Source organism: Lachnoclostridium sp. An196 (assembly GCF_002160135.1).
Classification (GTDB): domain Bacteria; phylum Bacillota; class Clostridia; order Lachnospirales; family Lachnospiraceae; genus Hominiventricola; species Hominiventricola avistercoris.
Genome location: NZ_NFJZ01000008.1, coordinates 62,079 through 84,165, shown reverse-complemented (window position 1 = coordinate 84,165; position 22,087 = coordinate 62,079). Strand labels below are relative to the sequence as shown.

25 protein-coding genes, 1 tRNA gene and 1 pseudogene are annotated in these 22,087 nt (G+C 49.1%); 18 read left to right on the top strand and 9 right to left on the bottom strand.

Features of this window, described 5'->3' with window-relative positions; all coding sequences use genetic code 11:
- Nucleotides 1-8: 8 nt before the first annotated feature.
- Nucleotides 9-836 carry a M23 family metallopeptidase gene (locus tag B5F29_RS10470; protein ID WP_143449143.1) on the top strand — a complete coding sequence of 276 codons (828 nt, stop codon included), beginning with the start codon at nucleotides 9-11 and terminating at the stop codon, nucleotides 834-836.
- A gap of 48 nt (nucleotides 837-884) precedes the next feature.
- Here the strand turns inward: B5F29_RS10470 and trhA are convergent, their stop codons facing one another.
- Nucleotides 885-1,538 (bottom strand): PAQR family membrane homeostasis protein TrhA, encoded by a 654-nt coding sequence (gene trhA, locus B5F29_RS10465; RefSeq protein WP_087154582.1) that lies wholly within the window; start codon nucleotides 1,536-1,538, stop codon nucleotides 885-887.
- A gap of 175 nt (nucleotides 1,539-1,713) precedes the next feature.
- Nucleotides 1,714-2,823 (bottom strand): C40 family peptidase, encoded by a 1,110-nt coding sequence (locus tag B5F29_RS10460; protein ID WP_242955641.1) that lies wholly within the window; start codon nucleotides 2,821-2,823, stop codon nucleotides 1,714-1,716.
- 237 nt (nucleotides 2,824-3,060) lie between these two features.
- Between B5F29_RS10460 and B5F29_RS10455 the strand changes: the two genes are divergently transcribed.
- Nucleotides 3,061-3,456, top strand: coding sequence for a Fur family transcriptional regulator (locus B5F29_RS10455; RefSeq protein ID WP_087154581.1), 396 nt, complete (start codon nucleotides 3,061-3,063; stop codon nucleotides 3,454-3,456).
- A 118-nt stretch (nucleotides 3,457-3,574) separates the two neighbouring features.
- Complete coding sequence (locus B5F29_RS10450; RefSeq protein ID WP_087154580.1) at nucleotides 3,575-4,117, top strand: NADH peroxidase; 543 nt, start codon at nucleotides 3,575-3,577, stop codon at nucleotides 4,115-4,117.
- 41 nt (nucleotides 4,118-4,158) lie between these two features.
- Here B5F29_RS10450 and B5F29_RS10445 read toward each other — a convergent pair whose 3' ends face one another.
- Nucleotides 4,159-4,719, bottom strand: coding sequence for an HD domain-containing protein (locus B5F29_RS10445; protein WP_087154579.1), 561 nt, complete (start codon nucleotides 4,717-4,719; stop codon nucleotides 4,159-4,161).
- A gap of 524 nt (nucleotides 4,720-5,243) precedes the next feature.
- Here B5F29_RS10445 and trmB point away from each other — a divergent pair.
- The 4 genes and pseudogenes from trmB (at nucleotide 5,244) to B5F29_RS17190 (ending at nucleotide 7,232) form a co-directional block, all read left to right on the top strand.
- On the top strand, nucleotides 5,244-5,888 hold the full coding sequence (gene trmB / locus B5F29_RS10440) for a tRNA (guanosine(46)-N7)-methyltransferase TrmB (RefSeq protein ID WP_087154578.1): 645 nt from the start codon (nucleotides 5,244-5,246) through the stop codon (nucleotides 5,886-5,888).
- 94 nt (nucleotides 5,889-5,982) lie between these two features.
- A tRNA-Lys gene (locus B5F29_RS10435) sits at nucleotides 5,983-6,055 on the top strand.
- Nucleotides 6,056-6,233: 178 nt separating this feature from the next.
- Nucleotides 6,234-6,494, top strand: a pseudogene (locus tag B5F29_RS17195) (GIY-YIG nuclease family protein); the annotation flags it as partial.
- Nucleotides 6,495-6,632: 138 nt separating this feature from the next.
- Nucleotides 6,633-7,232 carry an HD domain-containing protein gene (locus B5F29_RS17190; protein ID WP_242955646.1) on the top strand — a complete coding sequence of 200 codons (600 nt, stop codon included), beginning with the start codon at nucleotides 6,633-6,635 and terminating at the stop codon, nucleotides 7,230-7,232.
- Between the two features lie 34 nt (nucleotides 7,233-7,266).
- Here B5F29_RS17190 and B5F29_RS10425 read toward each other — a convergent pair whose 3' ends face one another.
- Nucleotides 7,267-8,016 (bottom strand): sensor histidine kinase, encoded by a 750-nt coding sequence (locus B5F29_RS10425; protein ID WP_087154576.1) that lies wholly within the window; start codon nucleotides 8,014-8,016, stop codon nucleotides 7,267-7,269.
- Between the two features lie 142 nt (nucleotides 8,017-8,158).
- Here B5F29_RS10425 and B5F29_RS10420 point away from each other — a divergent pair, with 142 nt between their 5' ends.
- From B5F29_RS10420 to B5F29_RS10410, 3 genes are read left to right on the top strand one after another with little or no spacing between them, the layout of a single operon-like run.
- Nucleotides 8,159-8,572 (top strand): HIT family protein, encoded by a 414-nt coding sequence (locus B5F29_RS10420; RefSeq protein WP_087154575.1) that lies wholly within the window; start codon nucleotides 8,159-8,161, stop codon nucleotides 8,570-8,572.
- Complete coding sequence (locus B5F29_RS10415; protein WP_087154574.1) at nucleotides 8,569-9,117, top strand: RNA polymerase sigma factor; 549 nt, start codon at nucleotides 8,569-8,571, stop codon at nucleotides 9,115-9,117. The genes B5F29_RS10420 and B5F29_RS10415 overlap by 4 nt, the downstream gene beginning before the upstream one ends.
- Nucleotides 9,118-9,120: 3 nt before the next feature.
- Nucleotides 9,121-9,663, top strand: coding sequence for an RNA polymerase sigma factor (locus B5F29_RS10410; protein WP_087154573.1), 543 nt, complete (start codon nucleotides 9,121-9,123; stop codon nucleotides 9,661-9,663).
- Between the two features lie 2 nt (nucleotides 9,664-9,665).
- Here B5F29_RS10410 and B5F29_RS10405 read toward each other — a convergent pair whose 3' ends face one another.
- A complete protein-coding gene (locus B5F29_RS10405) occupies nucleotides 9,666-10,730 on the bottom strand; it encodes an undecaprenyldiphospho-muramoylpentapeptide beta-N-acetylglucosaminyltransferase (RefSeq protein WP_087154572.1) in 1,065 nt (354 codons plus the stop codon).
- A 97-nt stretch (nucleotides 10,731-10,827) separates the two neighbouring features.
- On the opposite strand from B5F29_RS10405, the gene B5F29_RS10400 reads away from it, so the two are divergent.
- Nucleotides 10,828-11,586 carry a DUF4367 domain-containing protein gene (locus tag B5F29_RS10400; RefSeq protein ID WP_087154571.1) on the top strand — a complete coding sequence of 253 codons (759 nt, stop codon included), beginning with the start codon at nucleotides 10,828-10,830 and terminating at the stop codon, nucleotides 11,584-11,586.
- A gap of 78 nt (nucleotides 11,587-11,664) precedes the next feature.
- Nucleotides 11,665-12,150 carry a DUF6147 family protein gene (locus tag B5F29_RS16305; protein WP_143449142.1) on the top strand — a complete coding sequence of 162 codons (486 nt, stop codon included), beginning with the start codon at nucleotides 11,665-11,667 and terminating at the stop codon, nucleotides 12,148-12,150.
- A 357-nt stretch (nucleotides 12,151-12,507) separates the two neighbouring features.
- Here the strand turns inward: B5F29_RS16305 and B5F29_RS10395 are convergent, their stop codons facing one another.
- A complete protein-coding gene (locus B5F29_RS10395) occupies nucleotides 12,508-13,101 on the bottom strand; it encodes a CDP-alcohol phosphatidyltransferase family protein (RefSeq protein ID WP_242955640.1) in 594 nt (197 codons plus the stop codon).
- A gap of 186 nt (nucleotides 13,102-13,287) precedes the next feature.
- On the opposite strand from B5F29_RS10395, the gene B5F29_RS10390 reads away from it, so the two are divergent.
- Nucleotides 13,288-14,274 (top strand): Rpn family recombination-promoting nuclease/putative transposase, encoded by a 987-nt coding sequence (locus tag B5F29_RS10390; protein ID WP_087154570.1) that lies wholly within the window; start codon nucleotides 13,288-13,290, stop codon nucleotides 14,272-14,274.
- Between the two features lie 121 nt (nucleotides 14,275-14,395).
- On the opposite strand, the gene B5F29_RS10385 is transcribed toward B5F29_RS10390, so the two are convergent.
- Both B5F29_RS10385 and B5F29_RS10380 read right to left on the bottom strand, forming a co-directional pair.
- Complete coding sequence (locus B5F29_RS10385) at nucleotides 14,396-14,863, bottom strand: DUF1700 domain-containing protein (protein ID WP_087154569.1); 468 nt, start codon at nucleotides 14,861-14,863, stop codon at nucleotides 14,396-14,398.
- Complete coding sequence (locus B5F29_RS10380; protein WP_087154568.1) at nucleotides 14,856-15,179, bottom strand: PadR family transcriptional regulator; 324 nt, start codon at nucleotides 15,177-15,179, stop codon at nucleotides 14,856-14,858. The genes B5F29_RS10385 and B5F29_RS10380 overlap by 8 nt, the downstream gene beginning before the upstream one ends.
- 139 nt (nucleotides 15,180-15,318) lie before the next feature.
- Between B5F29_RS10380 and B5F29_RS10375 the strand changes: the two genes are divergently transcribed.
- Complete coding sequence (locus tag B5F29_RS10375) at nucleotides 15,319-16,638, top strand: replication-associated recombination protein A (RefSeq protein WP_087154676.1); 1,320 nt, start codon at nucleotides 15,319-15,321, stop codon at nucleotides 16,636-16,638.
- 5 nt (nucleotides 16,639-16,643) lie between these two features.
- On the opposite strand, the gene B5F29_RS10370 is transcribed toward B5F29_RS10375, so the two are convergent.
- Nucleotides 16,644-17,504, bottom strand: coding sequence for an AraC family transcriptional regulator (locus tag B5F29_RS10370; protein ID WP_087154567.1), 861 nt, complete (start codon nucleotides 17,502-17,504; stop codon nucleotides 16,644-16,646).
- 228 nt (nucleotides 17,505-17,732) lie between these two features.
- Between B5F29_RS10370 and gmd the strand changes: the two genes are divergently transcribed.
- From gmd to B5F29_RS10350, 4 genes are read left to right on the top strand one after another with little or no spacing between them, the layout of a single operon-like run.
- Nucleotides 17,733-18,788, top strand: coding sequence for a GDP-mannose 4,6-dehydratase (gene gmd / locus B5F29_RS10365; RefSeq protein WP_087154566.1), 1,056 nt, complete (start codon nucleotides 17,733-17,735; stop codon nucleotides 18,786-18,788).
- A gap of 30 nt (nucleotides 18,789-18,818) precedes the next feature.
- Complete coding sequence (locus tag B5F29_RS10360) at nucleotides 18,819-19,760, top strand: GDP-L-fucose synthase family protein (protein WP_334293254.1); 942 nt, start codon at nucleotides 18,819-18,821, stop codon at nucleotides 19,758-19,760.
- Between the two features lie 21 nt (nucleotides 19,761-19,781).
- On the top strand, nucleotides 19,782-21,098 hold the full coding sequence (locus B5F29_RS10355) for a sugar phosphate nucleotidyltransferase (RefSeq protein ID WP_087154564.1): 1,317 nt from the start codon (nucleotides 19,782-19,784) through the stop codon (nucleotides 21,096-21,098).
- Nucleotides 21,067-22,077 carry a type I phosphomannose isomerase catalytic subunit gene (locus tag B5F29_RS10350; RefSeq protein ID WP_087154563.1) on the top strand — a complete coding sequence of 337 codons (1,011 nt, stop codon included), beginning with the start codon at nucleotides 21,067-21,069 and terminating at the stop codon, nucleotides 22,075-22,077. Before B5F29_RS10355 ends, B5F29_RS10350 begins: the two co-directional genes overlap by 32 nt.
- The last annotated feature ends 10 nt before the right edge of the window (nucleotides 22,078-22,087 follow it).

The following is a 22,087-nucleotide window of genomic DNA, read 5'->3' as shown; positions in this document are numbered from 1 at the left end:
GTGATGTTATGCGTAGAAATCAAAAAGGTTTTTTGATTGTGCTGTGCCTTTGCATGCTTTCCGTATCCGGAGTAATTGGCGTGTATCAGTACCGTAAAGGGCAGAATCAGGAGGCGGAGCCGGAGACTCCGCAGCAGAGCGCCCAGACGGAGGAAACGCAGGAAACCGGGCCGGAGAAAGAAGCGGCAAATTCAGAAGGCACAGTCGCCCAGGCAGACACAGAAGAGAATTTAGACGAAGCGAAAATTGAAACCGAAGAGGACATTTACGAGATAGGAGAAGCGGAACTGGCACAGGCAGAAGAAACAGAAGAAGACGCTGCCTCCGAAGAGACAGAGGAAACAGCCGTGCAGTCTGAAGAGGCGGAGGAAGAACCTTCTGAGGAAGAAGAAGCAGATACATCCGAAACGGAGCAGTTTGCATTTGCTGATGACAGCAGGCTGATCTGGCCGGTGGATGGAGATGTGATCCTGAATTACAGTATGGATAAAAGTATTTATTTTTCTACTCTGAACCAGTACAAATACCATCCGGCCATTGTGATCAGCGCAGAGGTGGGAAGCGAGGTTCGGTGCGCAGCCCGAGGGGAAGTGGCAGATATCTCGGTAAATGAAGAAACCGGTACAACATTGACCATGGATATCGGAAGCGGATATCAGGCGATATATGGTCAGCTGAAGGAAGTGACAGTGGAAGAAGGAGATACGGTAGAATCCGGAACCGTGATCGGATATGTGAGCGAGCCAACAAAGTATTATACGCTGGAAGGAAGCAACCTGTATTTTCAGCTGTTGAAGAACCGGGAACCGGTAAACCCCATGGATTATATGGAATAAAAAATACCTGCACGGATTCGGAGGAGAAACCGTGCAGGATTTTTATCTTTACATCAAAGCGATGTAGAACATTACTACATAGTGGCAAAGGCTTCCGCCCATTACAAACAGGTGAAAGATCTCGTGGGATCCGAAGAATTTGTGCTTTGCGTTGAAAAACGGAAGCTTCAGCGCGTAAATGATTCCGCCGATAGTATAGATAATGCCGCCTGCGACCAGCCAGGCAAAAGCGGCCGCGGGAAGAGACTGTACCAGAGGAACCAGCGCGCCTACACAAAGCCATCCCATGGAGATGTAAATCAGGGAGGAGAACCATTTAGGACAGGTGATCCAAAATGCTTTGATCAGCATGCCGATCAAAGCGATACTCCACACAAGGATCAGAAGAGGGATTCCGATGCTGTCTCTGAGAGGAATCAGGCAGACAGGCGTATAGCTTCCCGCGATCAGGATGAAGATCATCATGTGATCGACCTTCCGAAGTACCTTGTTTACTTTTTCTGAAATATTGAAAGTGTGGTAAGTTGTGCTGGCGGCGTAGAGAAGCACCATGCTGGCAGCAAAAACGGCGAAAGCCGCAACCGTGCCGACACTGTCGTTGGATGCGGCGACAGCCAGCAGAGGTACGGCAGCGATTCCTGCCAGAATCATTCCGATAAAATGGGTCAATGCGCTGCCCGGGTCTTTGATGCTTAATGTCATAGTAATTCCTCCTTTATATCTTTCTATCATATGATGTAGTATTCAAAACTATGTCTCGATTTATTCATATTATAACGCGGTATGGAGAAATTGCAAGCATATTTTTGTAAACAATAAAATTTATGCAAAAAGGGCAGCCCTCAGAGGACTGCCCTTGATAAAACCATTTTTTATTTTAGAAGATACGGCGTACGGCAAGTACATTCTTATATGTAACCGGCGATGTGAATTTAATGCCGGTAGCCGCGGTGCTGGCATGTACAATCGTATTGTTTCCTACATAGATACCCACATGTCCGCTGTAGCAGATAATATCGCCCGGCTGTGCCTCCGCCAGACTTACGCCGTAGCCTGCGCTCCGCAGCGCGCTGGAACTGTGCGGAAGGCTTACTCCGAAGTTCGCATAGACGCTCATAACAAATCCGGAACAGTCGGCTCCGTTGGTCAGGCTGGTGCCGCCGTATACGTACGGGTTGCCGACGAACTGAGACGCGAAACCTGCAACGGAATTACCGGAGGCGCTTCCTGCCCCGTTTCCGACAACTGAGGAAGACTCAGAACCGGAACTGCTGTTCTGGCTGCTCTTTGCCTTGGCTGCCGCCGCCGCATGGGCCGCTTCTTTCGCTGCCTGCTCTTTTGCCAGACGTGCCTCTTCTTCTTCTTTGGACTCTGCGTACACATAATCCGTACGAAGCTCCACGAAATCTTTAGAAACCCATCCGTCGCCTTCTTCGATAGAAACTTTAACAAATCCATCGGTTTCATCGGTAACCGTCAGTTCCTCCCCCATGGGAATCAGGCCCAGGATCGGAGAATCTGTAGTGGCGTCCTGACGGACCCTTAAAGTCTCTGTCGTGACGGTGGCCACTCTGGTTCCCACCTGCTCCGCGACGCTGGCCGCGTCTGATGCGATGATCACATATTCAGATTTTACATAACCGGTGACATTTCCGGAAGTGATACGGTACCAACCGTTTTCTTCTGCTTCTACCGTGCCCACGGACTTATCATACAGCTTGCCCACTACTTCACTTTCTTCAGTCGCCTCGCTGCGGATATTTACATAATCGCTGACCTGCGCGATGCACATACCGGTGTAATTATTTTTGACTGCTTCGTCCAGCGCGCTTGCCATCTCGCTGTCAGAAGCTGCGGCTTCGTCGAAAGAAGAACTGATACCGCCAGCCAGCGCCAGATCGATCTGAGCTGCGTCTGCGGTCATTGGACGAACCAGAACAAGTGCTCCTGCGGTAAGACAAAGAAACAATACTTTTCGGAATGCCATTATGTACCCCCATTCATGTTTTTTACAAATTTATTCAAAATATTACGAATTTGTTACAACCAACACGCTGATTATAACAATATGTGTCGAATTTGTCAACCGAATCAGGCATATTTCCACGAAAAACCAAAGATTTTCTTAAGAAACGGGAAGTTTTTTTAAGAAGATATTGACATGACATAAAAAATAATTATAATAATTATTACTAATATTGATTGTTGAAGGGAGGGACGGAGGATGGCAGCACTCAAATACAGCAGACAGCGCGAGGCGATCAAGAGCTATCTGTGCGGCAGAGAGGATCATCCCACGGCGGACATGATATATACCAGTATTCGCGGCGATTTTCCCAATATCAGCCTGGGTACCGTGTATCGGAATCTTTCCTTATTAGTAGAGCTGGGGGAGATACGTAAGATTACAACGGATGGAGCGGACCGGTTCGATGCGCGTATCACGCCTCACAGCCATTTTATCTGCAGAAACTGCGGATGTGTGATGGACGTTATGGTACCGCTTAACGACCCGGTGCCGCAGGTCAATCAGAGCTGGGGACACGGCGAAGTGGAAGAGTGCCGAATGGAATTTTACGGTATTTGCGAACAGTGTAAACAAAGCGCAAAATGTTCCTGAAATATTGAAAAAAACTATTGACAAGCCAGAACGAAAATACTATAATGACGATAACAGTAATCATTACTGTTTTGTAAAAAGATCAAAAATATTTTTTATAAGAAAAGGAGAAAAAACAATGGCAAAATGGGTATGCAATGTTTGTGGGTATGTTTATGAAGGAGACGCGGCACCGGAGAAATGTCCGCAGTGCGGAGCGCCTGCAAGTAAGTTCACCAAGCAGGAAGGGGAAAGAACCTGGGCTGCTGAACATGTGGTAGGCGTAGCGCAGGGTGTAAGCGAGGATATTCTGGAAGATCTGAGAGCAAACTTCAACGGAGAGTGCAGTGAAGTTGGTATGTATCTTGCTATGGCTCGTGTGGCTCACAGAGAGGGATATCCGGAGATCGGCCTGTACTGGGAGAAAGCAGCTTATGAAGAGGCTGAGCATGCTGCAAAATTCGCAGAGCTTCTGGGAGAGGTTGTTACCGACAGTACCAAGAAGAATCTGGAGATGCGTGTAGAGGCTGAGAACGGAGCTACCGCCGGTAAGTTTGATCTGGCAAAACGTGCAAAAGCGGCTAATCTGGATGCAATCCATGACACGGTTCATGAGATGGCAAGAGACGAGGCTCGTCACGGAAAAGCTTTCGAAGGCCTGCTGAAGAGATACTTTGGCTAATAGATGAATATATGCGGGGCTGCCGTTAGGCGGCCCCATTTTTACGCTTCTTCCATCTTCCGGAGCGTCTCTTCCCGGATCGCCTGTCTTAAATGTGTCAGGTAAGGGGAAAACGCCGCTTTGTCATTTCCATAGGTGAGATTCAGTTCATACTCGTTTTCAGCCCAGGTGGATATGTGGGATTCGTTGTGTTGGATCACTGCTTCCAGACTGTCCATGGCCTTGAATATACGGGCTTCCAAAGTGGTCCGCTCTGCCATCTCTTTATATAAGGAAAGCATATCGCTCCGGAAGGGTTCCGGAAAGGACTGGACCCACCTGGTCAGCAGTTCCTCTTCTTTCTTTTCATCTTCGCCTGTTTTCAAAAATGTGGGAATGTCACCGGTAAATGCTTCTCCCAGGTCATGGATCAGACACATCAGGATCACTTTATCCATATCCGCATCCGGAAACTCATCCCGAACCAGATAAGCCATCAGAGCGATGCGCCAGCTGTGTTCCGCTACGCTTTCCCGGCGTCCGCCGGAGGTATAGCAGTGCCGCGGCGTATCTTTCAGACGCTCTGCCACGTGAAGTATTTCCAACAATTTCTCTGCATTCATAGTCGGTTCCTCATTTCCATTATTGTCATTGTTTCTGATTATAACATAGCCCACATATCTGCGGAATAGGTAAGGTATGTGAATTATTTGAAAAATTTATGTGAATTATCTGCGAATAATTTTTTGGGGAAATCTTATTGACAAACGGGAAAATATGCAGAATGCACAAAACCGGAAATATCCCATGGATAACTCAAAAGATACCCACTTCTTATCAAAAAATTATCCACATTTAAAATTGCTTAAAATAGCGTAAGAAAAAAGTTGTTCACAAAGTTATCCACATTATCCACATTTTTTGGGTAAAATCGGTGGATTATACACAGGACAAAACAAAACAGATGTTTTGTGATTATCTTCTAAAATCCACATTTCAGGAAAAATCTGAAAAGTTTTCTTAACTTCAGAAATGTCAAAATAAGTGTTTTATTGTCAGACAGTAACGGTTCAGGACAACACATCTTGCAATTCTGGCATAATCGTGTAAAATAGCTTTGGAAATGATTAAGATTGGAGAAAATAACGTGCGTTTGAGAAATATCCGGGGATCACGGGAAGTCATTGCAGAGAGCCCCTATGTGATCCATGAAGAAGAGTCCAGGGCAGGAACCTGGAAAGAGATTTTTGGAAATGATCATCCGGTTTGCATAGAGATCGGTATGGGAAAAGGGAAATTTATCATGGAGACAGCCAGAAGAAATCCTCAGAATAATTATGTGGGGATTGAGAAATATTCCAGCGTGCTGCTCCGCGCCCTGGAAAAGATGGATCAGGAGGAACAGCCTCTGAAAAATCTGTATTTTGTGCGGATGGACGCGGAGTACATTACAAAGGTGTTTGCCGCGGGAGAAGTGTCCGGGATCTATCTGAACTTCTCGGATCCCTGGCCAAAAGACCGTCACGCGAAGCGGAGGCTGACCAGTCCGGAATTCCTGCGGAGATACGATCAAATATTGATCCCGGAGGGAAAAGTAGAATTCAAGACAGATAACCGCCCGCTTTTTGACTTTTCGCTGGAATCTGTCAAAGAAGCGGGCTGGAAGCTGGATGCGGTCACTTTCGACCTGCATCATGACGATAAGATGAATCAAAATAATATTATGACGGAATACGAGGAGCGTTTTTCCGCCCAGGGGAATCCGATTCATAAGATGGTGATCAGCAGATAAAAAGTCTGTAAAAATTTTGTGAAAAAAGACTTGCATTTTTTCTGCGCATCCAGTATAATATGTTTTGTTCGGTTGGAACAGAACAAAATAAATTGCGTCTTTAGCTCAGCTGGAAGAGCACCTGACTCTTAATCAGGGTGTCCAGGGTTCGAGCCCCTGAAGACGCAGGTTAGAGCACTGTTTTTGGGACAAGGAAGCCCGGGGGCGGTGTTCTTTTTTTGCGATACGGGAAAATCGAGACGAGAAGTGTGCAATATGCACACAGGTAAAACATTTATATGATGACGCAAATATTCCGCATGTTGTAAATGCGTGTTATATTTAGTATAATTTAGCAAAAAAGAGATGGACTTTTCAAAATCAGTATACTATGATGAGTATAAAGACGGACAAGCTGCATATGTTTATATGGTGAGATGTGAGGATAATTCCATCTACACCGGAATTGCCCGGGATCTGAGACGGCGGATGAGAGAACATTATTATAGGAAGAAATCCGCTGCCAAATATACGAAGAGCAGACAGCTGCTGTCGTTGGAGATGGCCTGGACCGCTCCTGGCTGGCCGGCGGCCGCGAAGCTGGAAGCGCGGATCAAGCGGCTTTCTAAAAAGAAGAAAGAGGCCCTGATCCGGGAACCGGAACTGGCAAATATCTGGTTTCCCGAATTGCGGGAGGAAGGCGTTTACATGCCCTGCGAAGGCATTTCGCTGGAGGATTGTTTGAAAGAAGAGGAGAGTACATCGATGGACAGGCTGGAAGAGCAGATTTCCTTCCTACTGGAGATAGATAAGCAGAAAGAGATCATCCGTCAGACTTATCTGGCAGACGGGAGCCGTAAGGAGACAGACGCGGAACATGCCTGGCATATAGCGGTCATGTGCATGGTGCTCAGCGAGTATGCCAATGAACCTATCGATGTGCCGAAGACGGTCATGATGCTGCTTCTGCACGACGTCATCGAGATCGACGCAGGCGATACTTACGCCTATGACGAGGCGGGCAACGCGACGAAGAGAGACCGGGAAGTCAGAGCTGCGGAACGTATCTATGGATTGCTGCCGGAGGACCAGAGGGAATATTTCAGAGGTCTTTGGGACGAGTTTGAGGCGATGGAGACGCCGGAAGCGAAGTTTGCCAATACTTTGGACAAGATCCAGCCGGTACTGCTGACGGACCGTGCGAAAGGAAAATCCTGGCTGGAGCACGGGGTGCGCAGCGACCAGATCCTGAAGCGGAATGAAAGGACTCATGAAGGTTCTGAAGTTTTGTGGGATTATGTACGGGATATCATTAAAAAGAATACGGAGGGTGGTTTCATAAGGGGAGAAGACAACGGAGCATGAGGGTCTTCTCCCTTATAAAAACCATCTGGGATCATTATATACAAATATGAGATACTGGCAATAATGGCAGGTGGACCTGGAATTCTGTTCCCTTGCCCACAGTGGAACGCAGATGGATGGTGCCGTGGTGGGCGGAGACGATCCGCTGCACGATGGCAAGTCCCATTCCGGTGCCGTTTTCTTTGTGAGTGACGAACGGGCGGAAGATTTCCTCCTGCTGTTCGGGCGGGATTCCGCATCCGTTGTCTTTCACAGCGATCATCAGCCGTTTGTCATGAGTGAATACCTTGAGGGTGATGCGTCCGCGCTCGGTGATGGATTCCATGGCGTTCTTGATCAGGTTGAGGAACGCCTGCTTCAGACGGACGGGATCTCCGTAAAAATCCGGATAGGCGTCGTCCAGCTTGACCAAAAGAGGAATGTGCTGCCGGATCAGTTCCGGCAATAAGGTGTCCTTCAGATCGTAGGCGAATTCTTTCGGGTCGATCTTGCTGAAATTGAGCTGATCCCCGTTGTTAAAGGCAGATATGTCGTCCAGCAGAGTACGCATATACTGGAGATCATTCTTCATCTGACTCCAGAATTCGAAACTTTCGACTTCCGGATGCATTTTCTGGATCCATTGCATGGAACTGTTCACGTAGGTAAGAGGATTCCGGATCTCATGTGAGATCTGGGAAAGAGTAAGATGATAATCATTCTTGATGGCAGTTACTAATTCTTGAAATGTCTGATCCTTTGCCATCATCCGCTCTATCTTTTCCTGTTCGTCATAAGTTAGCATATGATCACTCCCTGATTGACAATATAGCAGAAATGTCAAAAATTGGCAAATGAATTCGTTCGACAAAATTCGACAAAACCCGATGAAATTGTATAATAAGAAACTTTAAAGTGTCAGAAGAAAAGAGAAGGAGGAGATTGACATGAAAGACCAAAACTGTATTTTCTGTAAAATCGCGAATGGAGAGATTCCGTCCACTACATTATATGAGGACGAAGATTTTCGTGTAATACTGGATATGGGTCCTGCCACCCGGGGACACGCGCTGCTGCTTCCCAAAGAGCATTATGCCAACCTGTTCGAGCTGGACGATGAGCTGGCGGCGAAAGCGCTGGTGACGGCGAAAAAGGTAGCGGCCAGGATGAAGGACGCACTGGGAGCAGATGGCTTTAATCTGGTGCAGAACAACGGCGAAGCAGCCGGACAGACGGTATTTCATTTCCACATGCATCTGATTCCGCGTTATGAGAATGACGGCGCCGGCATCACCTGGACGCCGGGCAGTACGACTCCGGAAGAGATGGCGGAAGTGAAGCGGCTTGTGGACGAAAAATGAGCCGGAGGGAAGAACCCCGCAGAGAAGATCAGGATCAGCGTCTGGAAGAATATTTTATGAAATACCATACGATGGTGATCCGCAATGTGTATCAGCGGATGAAGGATTATTATGCAGCCGAAGATATCTGTCAGGAGACCTTTATACGGTTGGCCGGTCATCTGGACGAAGTACCTCCGGAGAAGGTGAAGGCATGGCTGATCTGTGTATCGGATAACCTGGCACTGGATATTCTGAGGAAACACAAGAGCAAAGAGGCGGCGCTGGAGCGTATGCAGGAGGAGGTCAGGAGAAAACAGGGAACAGAGCCGGATAACGTGGTGGAACGTCTGGAAGAATTCCGGGAAACCGGCATGGCCCTGAAAGAACTGAAGGAGATCCGGCCCAACTGGTATGAAGTGATCAGGATGAGCTGTCTCGAAGATATGGATACCCGCGCCATCGGAAAGGCATTGGGTGTGCGGCCTATGCTGGTCAGCAAATGGAAAGAGAGGGGGCGGCGCTGGCTTCGGGACGCGTACAGGAAGAAAAAAGAGGACGGATAAAAAATGCGGCATGTAAGAGATGAAAAACATGCGAAGAAGATGCAGGAAATATATCAGCAATACCGTACAGCGGTAGTCCGGCATGCGTATTCTATGCTGCAAAACCGTGCGACAGCGGAGGATATCTGCCAGGAAACATTTCTGCGCCTGGACAGAGACCTGCATAAGATACCGCCGGAAAAAGTGAAATCCTGGCTGTTCAGCGTATCCGGCAGACTGGTCCTGGATTATCTGCGGAAAATGGGAAGAGTGGAGGTCTCTGCCGAAACGGTCGAAGAAAAGAGACAGACCTGCCAGGATGACCGGATGGAACCGGAACGGGTTCTGGAGCGGATGGAGCAGGCGGGTACTTATAAAAGGGTTCTGGAATACCTGAGAGAAGAGAAACCCCTCTGGTACCAGGTGGTTTGTATGGCTTACCTGGAAGAGAAAAGCAACCGGAAAATCGCAGAAGAGCTGGGAATCAGCTCCAATCTGGTCAGCCAGTGGAAGCGCAGGGCCTCCGCCTGGCTGAGAAAGGTATATGAAGAACGGGAAAATGTATAGCGTCAGCTGCAGACTTCTTCAAGGACGCCCATGATCGTGTCAATGGCGTCAGACTGCGGGCACTCTTCCATGGCTTTCAGATAATCCTGACGGTGTTCCGAAAGGTGTTCGAGGGCAGAGAGAAGGCTTTCCTCTGTCAGTTCATCCTCTTCCAGGACCATGGAAAATCCCTGGCGCTCGAAAGAACGGGCATTCAGGATCTGGTCTCCGCGGCTGGCCTTGGCAGGAAGAGGGATCAGAAGTGCAGGTTTGCACAGCGCCAGCAGTTCACAGATCGCGTTGGCCCCGGCCCGGGAGATCACCAGGTCGCACAGGGCGAACAGGTCGGCCAGCTCTTTCTGAATATATTCATATTGTACATAGCCGGTGATATTGGTCAGGGATTCGTCCAACTTGCCCTTGCCGCACAGATGGACGATCTGCCAGTGCTCCAGGAGCTTTGGAAGGGCTTCCCTGACAGCATGATTGACGGCGGCAGCGCCGAGACTTCCGCCCATAACCATCAGTACAGGCTTGTCCGGCGTAAAACCGGTCATGTTGAGGGCGCGGATACGGTTTCCTTCCCGCAGCTCCTGACGGATCGGGCATCCGGTCAGTACCGCCTTCCCTTCGGGGAGATACTGCAGGGTTTCCGGGAAATTACAGCAGACTTTTGTAGCGGAAGGAAGACTCAGCTTATTGGCCAGGCCGGGCGTCAGGTCGGATTCGTGGCAGACTACCGGGATATGGAGCCGGGAAGCGGCCACCACCACAGGGACGGCTACAAAACCGCCTTTGGAAAAGACCACATCCGGTTTTAATTCTTTCAGGATCCTGGCAGCCTGACGGTAGCCTTTCAATACCCGGAACGGATCCGTGAAGTTCTTCAGGTCGAAGTAACGGCGGAGCTTTCCGGAAGAAATACCATAGTAAGGAATGTCCTGGGACTGGATCAGTTTTTTCTCGATCCCGTCCATGGAACCAATATAAAAGATCTCATAATCTGCGTCACGCAGACGGGGAAGCAGGGCGATATTGGGCGTTACATGCCCCGCGGTGCCCCCGCCTGTCAGTACGATTCGTTTCATAATCATGCCCTCCTGGCAAATGCTTTCTACTCAGATTATGATATAGGAAAAGGGAAAAGTCAACGGTAACAATGCAGCAGATGAAGTGGAGAAAAACATGAAACGTGACAAAGACGACTGGCTGGACCAGAAAATCACAGAAGAACTTCTCGCCATGGCGGACGAGAGGGAAAAAGAGTTGATGGAGATGGAAGAGCTCCAGGACATCGATATGCCCATCGAAAAATTCGAGGACATCAAGAGGGAGGCTGAACGCCGCAGGCGGAAAAGCCGCCGCGGTATCCTGCGCCCCCGTACGGCGATCATCGCAGCAGCGTTGCTGGCTCTTCTGCTGGGAGTTGGTGTGGTGACTGTGGGAAGCAGGGAGTATAGGCCGGAGATTCGAGAATATGAAAGCGGAGATGGGAGTACGACGAGGATAGAGAATTCGGATTCTGTCTTTAGTGAATATGATGAGGAAGAGGTTTGCAGGGAGATTGAGGAGAAGTTGGGGGTGATTGCGCCGAGGTTGATATATAGGCCAGGAGGAATGGAATTAATAGATTATTTTATAAATACTGATATGGGGGAAGCTGTTCTGAAATATGAATATAATAATGATGAGCTAAAAATATATATTAGCAAGGATTTTCGTGATTCTAGTATTAATTTTGAAGTAGATGGTGCTCAAACAGGGTCTGTTGTAATGGAGACAAGTGAAATAGAGTTACCAATTTTAGAGTATCAAGATTCAGAAGGAAAGACATACTATGAGGCTTCTTTTGAATTTTTGGATACATATTATTTATTTACAGGAATGCTTAAACAAGAAGAATTTAAAAAAATACTAGAAAATATTAATATTGAAAATATATAAACTTGTCATAAATTGAATAATACATCGTTAATTAGTATGTAGGTACCTATTTATCAAATTTTATAGAAAGGAGAACGGATGGTATTTCGAAGATTAGGAGCAATGTCTTTGATGGCTATATCGTTAATGGCTTCTTGCTTGAATGTATCAGCAGAAGAAATAGAGCCTGCAGGATACCATGTATATGAAGTTGAAGATAATTATGCCTCTGATACATGGTATGGTATAGCTCGAGGAGATTATTTGCAAGCCGGATTGACCAAGATTAAAGAAGGCAGTGCATCTAAGTATGCTGCCTGCTCTTCTACAACATTTGCACATCGTGCATGTGATCGAGTGTTTGTACGGGTCTATTTAGATCAAAGCGATAATGGGACTAGCGGATGGGGAACTGTGAATTATTGGACAGATATAACTAACAATAATTCTACAGCTTATGCATCTAGCGGAGATTATGAGATTACTCGAGGTAAGTATTATCGTGCTCAAGGTTCTCATTCTGTTACGCAGGGTGATGTGGTAGAAATGACAACCACTTGTACCAATGCTCTTTATTTTGACTGACCATTAAAAGTTTTTATTTCACTTGATCTACTTGTATAGCCTATACAGTATCAAGGAAAATTAATCAACGAAACACCCAGCAACCGTGTCAGCGCAAGGCAGGGTTGGCTGAAAACTACATAAAGCTATTACAACTGAATATGGATTTTATTTTGTGATCCGGCCGGATCCAGACATATCTGCATAAGCAGAAAAACCAAAGAAAAAACCAGACTGTTGTGTAAAACAGTGGTTATACAGAAGCTGGAGTTTTGAACTACACTTCAGAACTTATTTAGTCATTCACAAAAGCAAGAGGAAACAGCTGTCCCGCGCCATCGGCGCGGGACAGTCCTTTTCTGCATATTAGTATTAAATTCAGCGGCCTCTCAAGGTCTTAATGTGATGAATTCCGTATAGGAGCAGAGAGATTGCAAGCATGACAGCGCAGGCAACGATCAGGATATCGGACGCAATCATAGGGATATGAACCCAAAAAACATGCGCGAACATAGTAATATAGAGAAGAAAAGTCGCTGCTTTCCCGTGCCAGTCCGCGCTGAACACCGTTTTTGTTTTATGGATGACCAGCAGTCCGGAGATACTCATAAACAATTCTTTAAAGATCATGATCACAACCAGGATAAGCATGAGCGGATAACGGGTGACGAGGCAGATAAGCATAGATATCTGCGTCAGTTTATCCGCAACCGGGTCGAGAACTTTCCCTACATTGCTGACCATATGAAAGCGTCTGGCGATAAAACCGTCCGTAATATCTGTAATGCCGGAGATCAGAAGCACCAGCCCGGTGCAAAAATATTTTTCCTGAAGGTACAGCCAGACAAACAGGGGAATCAGTAAAAGCCGGAATGCAGAAAGCAGATTAGGTATGGTTAAGACTCGGTTCTCGGGCTGTATATTGTTCTTCATGACGATATGATCCTTTCTCTGATGAAGTGTATACTGCATTTGCCTCCATTCTAGTACCAAATAGGAAGGATGTCAATTTGCGGACGAAGGGAAAAGTTTTGCCCAAAAGGTTTTGACAGGGCCTTGAAATCCTGCCAGGCTTATGGTATGTTCCAGATACAGATCGAACAGGAAGTGTTCTGCTTCCTGTATTCCATTTAGACAATTACATAGGGGGAATTTTACATGGGAAGAGACAACGTGATTGTAAACCGCTGGTTTTCGCAGAAGGAGCGGTTTGCAGATCTGATGAACGGCTGTCTGTTTCAGGGACAGCAGATCATATTGCCTGAGCAGCTGGAAAAGCTTGACCGGGAGACGGATCTTTTTATCCCGGGAAAGCCAGGAACAGAGATGATTCAGGGAAAAGGGATACAGCGCTACCGGGATGTGGCGATGCGCTGGGAGGACAGAGCAGAGCTGGCGATCCTGGCATTGGAGAATCAGGAGCGTGTACATTATGCCATGCCGGTGAGGACGATGATTTATGACGGGCTGTCTTACGCGGAGCAGATTGAAGAAAACTGGAAAGACCGGAAAGATACCGGAGACAGGACAAGCCGGGACGAATTCCTCTCACATTTCCGGAAGACAGACAAACTTTATCCGGTCATTACGCTGGTATTCTATTATGGCTCCAGACCATGGGATGGGAGCAGGGATCTTCACGGAATGATCTTTCCAGAAGGAGCCGGATGTGAAAGAGAGGGTCTCCGGAAATACATACCGAACTACAGGATAAACCTTGTAGACGCGGAGCGGCTTCAGGATATAAACGTGTTTCAAACAGATTTACAATATGTATTAAATATGATAAAATACAGGCAAAAGAAAGAGAAAATTCTGGAATATGTGGAAGCGAACAGATCATATTTTCAGAGAATGAACATGGACACTTATCAGGCATTGAGCGTATTTTTAAATTCGGAGAAATGGCTGGAAGAGATAAGCGTACCGGAAGGGAAAGGAGAGATGGATATGTGTAAGGCATTGGAGGATATTTATGAAGATGGAAAAATAGAAAAACTCAGAGAACAAGTATCCAAGAAACTTCAAAAAGGAAAATCGCTGGAGACCATCGCCGAGGAATTGGAAGAGAGTGCAGAGACAATCAGTCAGCTAGCGAAAGAATTATCAGCAGCGGAAGCCGCGGCAGAGAAAAATAATTTATGAGTGTACGGGCAGAACATATGGATGTCAAATAATCAGCAAATTGGATTTTTGACATCCATATGCGGACAAATTTTATTCCGGCGAGCAACGAGCCAAGCGGATATGCTTGCATCGGGGTTTTTTACTTTCTCCTTCGCCGTACTATATAATAAATGACAGCTGCGCCTATGACTGCTATCGTGATCACATATAACGGAATCGGCGGTGCGATCCGTCCGGCGAGAAAGATACTGGTGGGGCCATCCGCGCCGTCGATGATTGCCACGGAACTGTCGAGGGAAACAGATAAACGGATGGTTCTTTCACAGAGTGAGTACAGGCTGGCAGCGGCAAGCAGGACGCTGGCAAGCACCAGTATGATTAACACAGGATCTTTTTTCCGGAACTGTTCCGGGGCTGCGGCAGACAGGATCTCTCTGGCGGCTGCTTTCGGGGAACCGATCCGGGAGACGGCCTCTTCCTCCGTCATGTGATGCTCGGTCATGTCGGATATTATTTCATCATAATAACTGATGTTTTTCTGTATTTCGGTCTTTTTCAGACTCTTCAGCTCTTTTCTCAGCGCGCGTAAAAAATCTGCTTTATTCATGTTTTTCTACATCCTTTCCTGAAATAAATGCGATGACCTGGAGCAGCTGATCCTGTTCGGATATGAACTGTTCGAGATGTTTCCGGCCTGCGTCGGTGATGCGGTAATATTTCCGGATCCGGTTATGATATTCCACATTGTGGGTATCCACGTATCCGCCCGATTCCAGCCTGCGCAGGATAGGATACAGGGTAGACTCGGAGATTTCGATACAGACAGAGAGATCCCGGATGATCTGATAACCGTAAGATTCTTTTTTCTGAAGTTCAGCCAGAACGCAATATTCCAACAGGCCTTTTTTTACTTGAGCGTCCATGAAATACCTCCATTTACATATTACTATATTATACATAGTATATAAAGTCAATAGTTCTTGTGCTTTAGAAAGAAAGGATTTATAATGAAGAGAACATATGTTTTGTAACGCGGATGAAGAAATGAGGGCGGAGAGTATGATGGAGCAGTTAAGCCTTTTTGACGACCGTCAGACCAGCGCGCCGCTGGCGAGCCGTCTGCGGCCGGAGACGCTGGATGAATATGTAGGGCAGAAGCATCTGCTGGGAAAGGGAAAGATCCTGCGGCAGCTCATCGACCGGGATCAGGTCTCGTCTATGATTTTCTGGGGGCCGCCTGGCGTGGGCAAGACGACGCTGGCAAGGATTATCGCAAACCGGACGCAGGCGTCCTTTATCGAATTCAGCGCTGTGACCAGCGGGATCAAGGAGATCCGGGAGGTGATGGCCCAGGCGGAACAGAACCGGAAAATGGGGATCCGTACGCTGCTGTTTGTGGACGAGATACACCGGTTCAACAAGGCGCAGCAGGACGCTTTTCTCCCGTATGTGGAGAAGGGCAGCATCATTCTGGTAGGAGCCACGACCGAGAATCCGTCGTTTGAGATCAATTCCGCATTGCTTTCCAGATGCAAGGTCTTTGTACTGAAGGCGCTGGAGGAAGGAGATCTGCTGGAGCTTCTGCACCATGCGCTTAAGAGCCCGAAAGGTTTCGGAGATATGCAGGTGTCGGTCGGAGAAGAGCATCTGGAAGCCATTGCCCGTTTCGCCAACGGAGACGCCAGGACAGCGCTGAACACGCTGGAGATGGCGGTGCTGAACGGGGAGATGGATACGGACGGCCTGATTCATGTGGATGATGAAGTCCTGGCTCAGTGCATGAACCGCCGTTCGCTGCTCTACGATAAAAATGGAGAAGAGCATTATAACCTGATCTCCGCCCTGCATAAATCCATGCGCAACAGCGACCCGGACGCCGCGGTCTACTGGATGTGCCGGATGCTGGACGGAGGAGAGGACCCGCTGTACATTGCCAGGCGGCTGATCCGTTTTGCCAGCGAGGACGTGGGCATGGCCGATCCCCAGGCGCTGCCCCTGGCGGTGTCTGTCTATCAGGCGTGCCATTTTCTGGGCATGCCGGAGTGCGACGTGCATCTGACCCACGCGGTGGTCTATCTGTCCATGGCGCCGAAATCGAATGCGCTCTATACCGCGTGTGAAGCCTGTAAGAAAGACGTGAAAGAACTTCCGGCGGAACCGGTGCCGCTGCAGATCTGCAACGCGCCTACCGGCCTGATGAAAGAACTGAATTACGGAAAAGGCTATATCTACGCCCATGACACAGAGGAAAAACTGTCCCGGATGCAGTGCTTCCCGGACAGCCTGGCGGGAAAGCGGTATTATTATCCTACAGAGCAGGGACAGGAAGGAAAGGTAAAAGAGCGGCTGGAAGAGATCTTAAAGTGGAAGAATGAGGAGTAAATATATCACCACCTTCTCCGGTATTCTCCAGGCGTGACGCCCTCGACTCTTTTGAACATCCTGGAAAAATAGTTGGCGTCGCTCATGCCGCATTCGTGCGCGATCTTTTCTACAGGAAGATCCGTAAAGCGCAGCAGCTGCTTGGCGTGGGTGATGCGTACCTGCGCCAGATAGCTGTTTATGGAAAGGCCGAACTGCTCCCGGAAGATGCGGGTCAGGTAGAATTTATTGATATAAAAAAGTTCCGCCAGGCCGTCCAGGCTGATTTTCTTCTGGTAATTCTGATCCAGGTATTCCTTCACATTCTGGAGATCCCTTCTGCGGGACGCGCTGTGGGGGCTTCCGGAAGGGTTCCAGCTCTCTTCCATGAGATGGGTCAGAAGAGATGTAAGCGTCTCATAGATCTTCATATCCCGTATATAGGCGTTGGAGGACGCGATTTCGTAGAGCCGGTCCAGGATCGATATATAGGTTTCCGGATTCCTGCTGTGAAAGCAGGGCGCGCCTCCCCGCTCCACATATTTTTCATAGATTCCGTTCATGTTGGGTCCATAAAAATGGGCCCATTTCAGTGTCCACAGATCCTCCGAGGTGCGGTGGGAATAGGGCCTTCGGCAGTCCAGAAAGACACAGTCTCCGCCGGAAAGGGGATAAGTGCGCCCGTCGTATTCCAGCGTGCCGGATCCTTTTTCCACAAGGAAAAACAGATAGGAAGCAAGATTTTCCCTTTTGCTGGTGTGAGGCTTCTGTGCCTGCAGGGTTCCGGTTTCCTGTAAGTGGATCAGGTTGGTCTTGGCGAAGACCGAAGGCGTATAGAGGATCCGGCTGGAATTGACCAGATTTCCCTGAAATAATGATGCATCCATAAATGTTCTCTCCTTTTTCGCGCAGCGCGGAAGCGGGACCGCCGCATTCATTTACAGGTCTGAAGTAAGTATAACAAAAAAGTCAATATAATGCTAGCAGTCTGCAAGATATACACTTATAATGCACGGACGACTTGATTAGAATAAGTAACAGAATGTTTTTAACTGTTAAATTGTCATGGCGCGGACGGCCCATGGCTGAAATACATGAGAAAGTTGAGGAATCATATGAAAAAAGCGTTAATCACGGGTATCACAGGACAGGACGGATCTTATCTGGCAGAGTTTCTGCTGGAAAAGGGCTACGAGGTGCACGGCATCACCAGACGCGCATCCATTTCCAATACATCGAGGATCGATCATCTGATTGAGAAACAGGCAGTGACGCTGCACGACGGGGATCTGTCGGATTCTTCGTCGCTGATCCGCATCATCGGCCTGGTACAGCCGGATGAGATCTACAATCTGGCGGCTCAGTCCCATGTACAGGTGTCTTTCGATGTGCCGGAGTATTCCGGAGAGGTAGACGCCATCGGGGTCCTGAGAATCCTGGAGGCAGTACGGATCCTGGGACTTACGAAGAAGACAAAGATCTATCAGGCGTCCACATCGGAATTGTACGGAAAAGTGGAAGAGGTGCCGCAGAATGAGAATACGCCGTTCCATCCGTACAGCCCGTACGCGGTGGCGAAACAGTACGGTTTCTGGATCACGAAAGAATACCGGGAGGCTTACGGGATGTTCGCGGTGAACGGCATCCTGTTCAACCATGAATCCGAGCGCCGGGGAGAGAATTTTGTAACCAGAAAAATCACTCTGGCAGCGGGACGGATCGCCGAGGGGCTTCAGGATCATCTGGAGCTGGGCAATATGGATTCCCTGCGCGACTGGGGATACGCCAAGGATTACGTGGAGTGCATGTGGCTGATCCTGCAGCAGGAGGTGCCGGAGGATTTCGTGATCGCCACAGGCGAGCAGCACACCGTGCGCGATTTTACGGAGAGAGCGTTCCGCGCCAACGGCATCGAACTTCGCTGGGAGGGAAGCGGCCTGGATGAGAAGGGATATGACAAAGCCACCGGAAAGATGCTGGTATGTGTAAATCCGGCATGGTTCCGCCCCACAGATGTGGATAACCTCTGGGGAGACCCCACCAAGGCGAAGACGGTGCTTGGATGGAATCCGCAGAAGACCAGTTATGAGGAACTGGTGCGGATCATGGCGGAGCATGACCGCGCGCTGGCGAAGAAAGAAGCGGCCATGAAAGCGGCAGGACAGGTATAACAGGATATAATCAGGAGGATGAAGACGATGATGGAAAAAGACGCGAAGATCTATGTGGCGGGACACCGGGGCATGGTAGGCTCGGCGATCCTCCGGGAACTGAAAAAGGAAGGATATCACAATTTTGTGCTGAGAACCCATAAAGAACTGAATCTGTGCCGCCAGGATGAAGTGGAGAAATTCTTTGCCGAAGAAAAACCGGATTACGTATTCCTGGCAGCGGCCAAAGTGGGCGGTATCGTGGCAAATCAGGAAGCGCTGGCGGATTTCATGTATGACAATATGATGCTGGAGATGAACGTGATCCACAGCGCATGGCAGAACGGCTGCAGGAAGCTTTTGTTCCTGGGATCCTCCTGTATCTACCCCAGGATGGCGTCCCAGCCCATGCCGGAGAGCTGCCTGCTCACTTCGGAACTGGAGAAGACCAACGAGGCTTACGCTCTGGCCAAGATTTCCGGGCTGAAATACTGTGAATTCCTGAACCGCCAGTATGGCACGGACTATATTTCCGCCATGCCTACAAACCTGTACGGACCCAACGACAATTACCATCCCACCCACAGCCATGTGCTCCCGGCTCTGATCCGCCGTTTCCATGAAGCGAAGGAGGCAGGGCTTGCGGAAGTGACCTGCTGGGGCACCGGTACTCCGCTCCGGGAGTTCCTGTATGTGGACGACCTGGCGGAAGCCTGTGTATTCCTGATGAACAATTATTCCGGAAACGAGACGGTAAACGTGGGTACCGGCAAGGAACTGACGATCAAAGAGCTGACGGAGCTGGTGGCGAAAGTGATCGGCTATACCGGGGAAATTAAATGGGATCCGTCCAAACCGGACGGCACGCCCCGCAAGCTGCTGGACGTATCCAAACTGGAAAAACTGGGATGGAAATATCATACGGAGCTGGAAGACGGCATCCGTCTGGCATACGAAGATTTCCTGAACAACCCCATGCGCGCGGAGCGGTAAGGAGAAAGGACGGCATCATATATGAATATTGTATTATTATCCGGCGGATCCGGAAAGCGTCTCTGGCCCCTTTCCAACGATATCCGTTCCAAACAGTTTATCAAGATCTTCAAGAAAGAGGACGGAGAATATGAGTCCATGGTACAGCGGGTATACCGCCAGATCCGTTCCGTGGATCCGGACGCCACGGTGACGATCGCCACCAGCAAGACCCAGGTATCCGCGATCCACAACCAGCTGGGCGAGGGGGTGGGTGTCTGTGTGGAACCCTGCCGCAGGGACACGTTCCCGGCGATCGCGCTGGCAACCGCGTATCTCCATGATGTGAAAGGCATATCGGAAGAGGAGGCTGTGGTCGTCTGCCCGGTGGACCCTTATGTGGACCAGGATTATTTTGAAGCATTAAAGGAACTGGGCAGGCTCGCCGAGACCGGAGACGCCAATCTGGTGCTCATGGGAGTGGAGCCTACCTATCCCAGTGAAAAGTACGGTTATATTATACCGGCGGACAAGGAAAAAGTAAGCCGGGTGGATACTTTCAAGGAGAAACCGGACGCGAAGACGGCGAAAGAATATATACGCCAGGGCGCCCTGTGGAATGGAGGCGTATTCGCCTATAAGCTGAAGTATGTGCTTCAACGCGCCCATGAACTGATCGATTTTACGGATTACGAAGATCTGTTCTCCAAATATGAGGGGCTTACGAAGATCAGCTTTGACTATGCGGTGGTGGAGAAGGAAAAGGATATCCAGGTCATGCGTTTCTCCGGACAATGGAAGGATCTGGGTACCTGGAATACGCTTACGGAGGCTATGGAGGACGCCAGCGTGGGTCAGGCGATCTTCAATGAAAACTGTGAGAATGTGCATGTGGTCAATGAACTGGATGTGCCGGTGCTCTGCATGGGTCTGAAAGACGTGGTGGTGTCCGCCAGTCCGGAGGGAATCCTGGTATCGGATAAAGAACAGTCCAGCTATATCAAGCCGTTTGTGGACCAGATCGATCAGCAGATCATGTTTGCGGAAAAATCCTGGGGCAGTTTCCGGGTGCTGGATATCGAGGATGAGAGCATGACGATCAAGGTGGTGCTGAATCCGGGCCACCGCATGAATTATCACAGCCATGAACGGCGGGACGAAGTGTGGACCGTGATCTCCGGAGAGGGCAGGACCATTGTGGACGGTATGGAACAGCCGGTGAAGGCCGGGGACGTGGTGACCATGCAGGCGGGATGCCGCCATACGATTATCGCCGACACAGAGCTGAAAGTGATCGAGGTACAGTTAGGCAAGGAGATCAGCGTCCATGACAAACAAAAATACGAACTGGAAGTATAACCGTCCTTTTCTGCTGAAACCGGCCGGGAAGGACTATCTGTGGGGCGGCAGCAGGCTCAATGATGATTTCGCGAAAGGGATCGATCTGGAACCTCTGGCGGAGACCTGGGAATGCTCCACGCATCCGGATGGTCCCAGCCTGGCGGCCAGCGGGGAACATGCGGGAAAGCTTCTGACAGAGGTGCTGAAGGAGCATCCGGAATATCTGGGTACCCATCCGCATACGGACGGAGAGCTGCCGATCCTGATCAAGTTTATCGACGCCAGGCAGGACCTGTCGGTGCAGGTGCATCCGGACGACGATTATGCCCGCGAGCATGAGAACGGTTCTCTGGGGAAGACAGAGATGTGGTATGTGATGGACGCCACGAAGGACGCCCGGCTCATATACGGTTTTTATCATGACATAGATAAGGAAACGCTTCGGCAGAGTCTGGAGCAGGGGACGGTGGAAAAATATCTTCAGAAAGTTCCCGTAAAAAAGGACGACGTCTTTTATATCGAGGCAGGGACGGTGCACGCCATCGGAGCGGGCGCTCTGATCGCGGAGGTCCAGGAAAGTTCCAATCTGACGTACCGGATGTACGATTACAACCGGGTGGACAAGTACGGCAGACATAGAGAACTCCATATTGAGAAAGCGCTGGAAGTGGCCAATCTGCATGGCAGCGCGGAACCCAGACAGCCCATGCGCGTGCTGAGATACAAAAAGGGATGCGCGTCGGAGCTTTTATGCAGGTGTAAATATTTTCAGGTGGAGCGGCAGCTGATCAATACGGAACGCTATCGGGAGATGGCGGATATCCGTACGGGGAGCAATTCTTTTCAGGTACTGCTGTGTATCGGCGGATGCGGCGTGCTTTTTGAGGAAAACGGAGAGTCGCTGAATTTTTTTAAAGGGGACTGCCTGTTCCTGCCGGCGGATTCCGTGCCGCTAAAAATACACGGCAGGGCGCAGATGCTGAAGGTAAGTTGTTAGGAGGAGACAG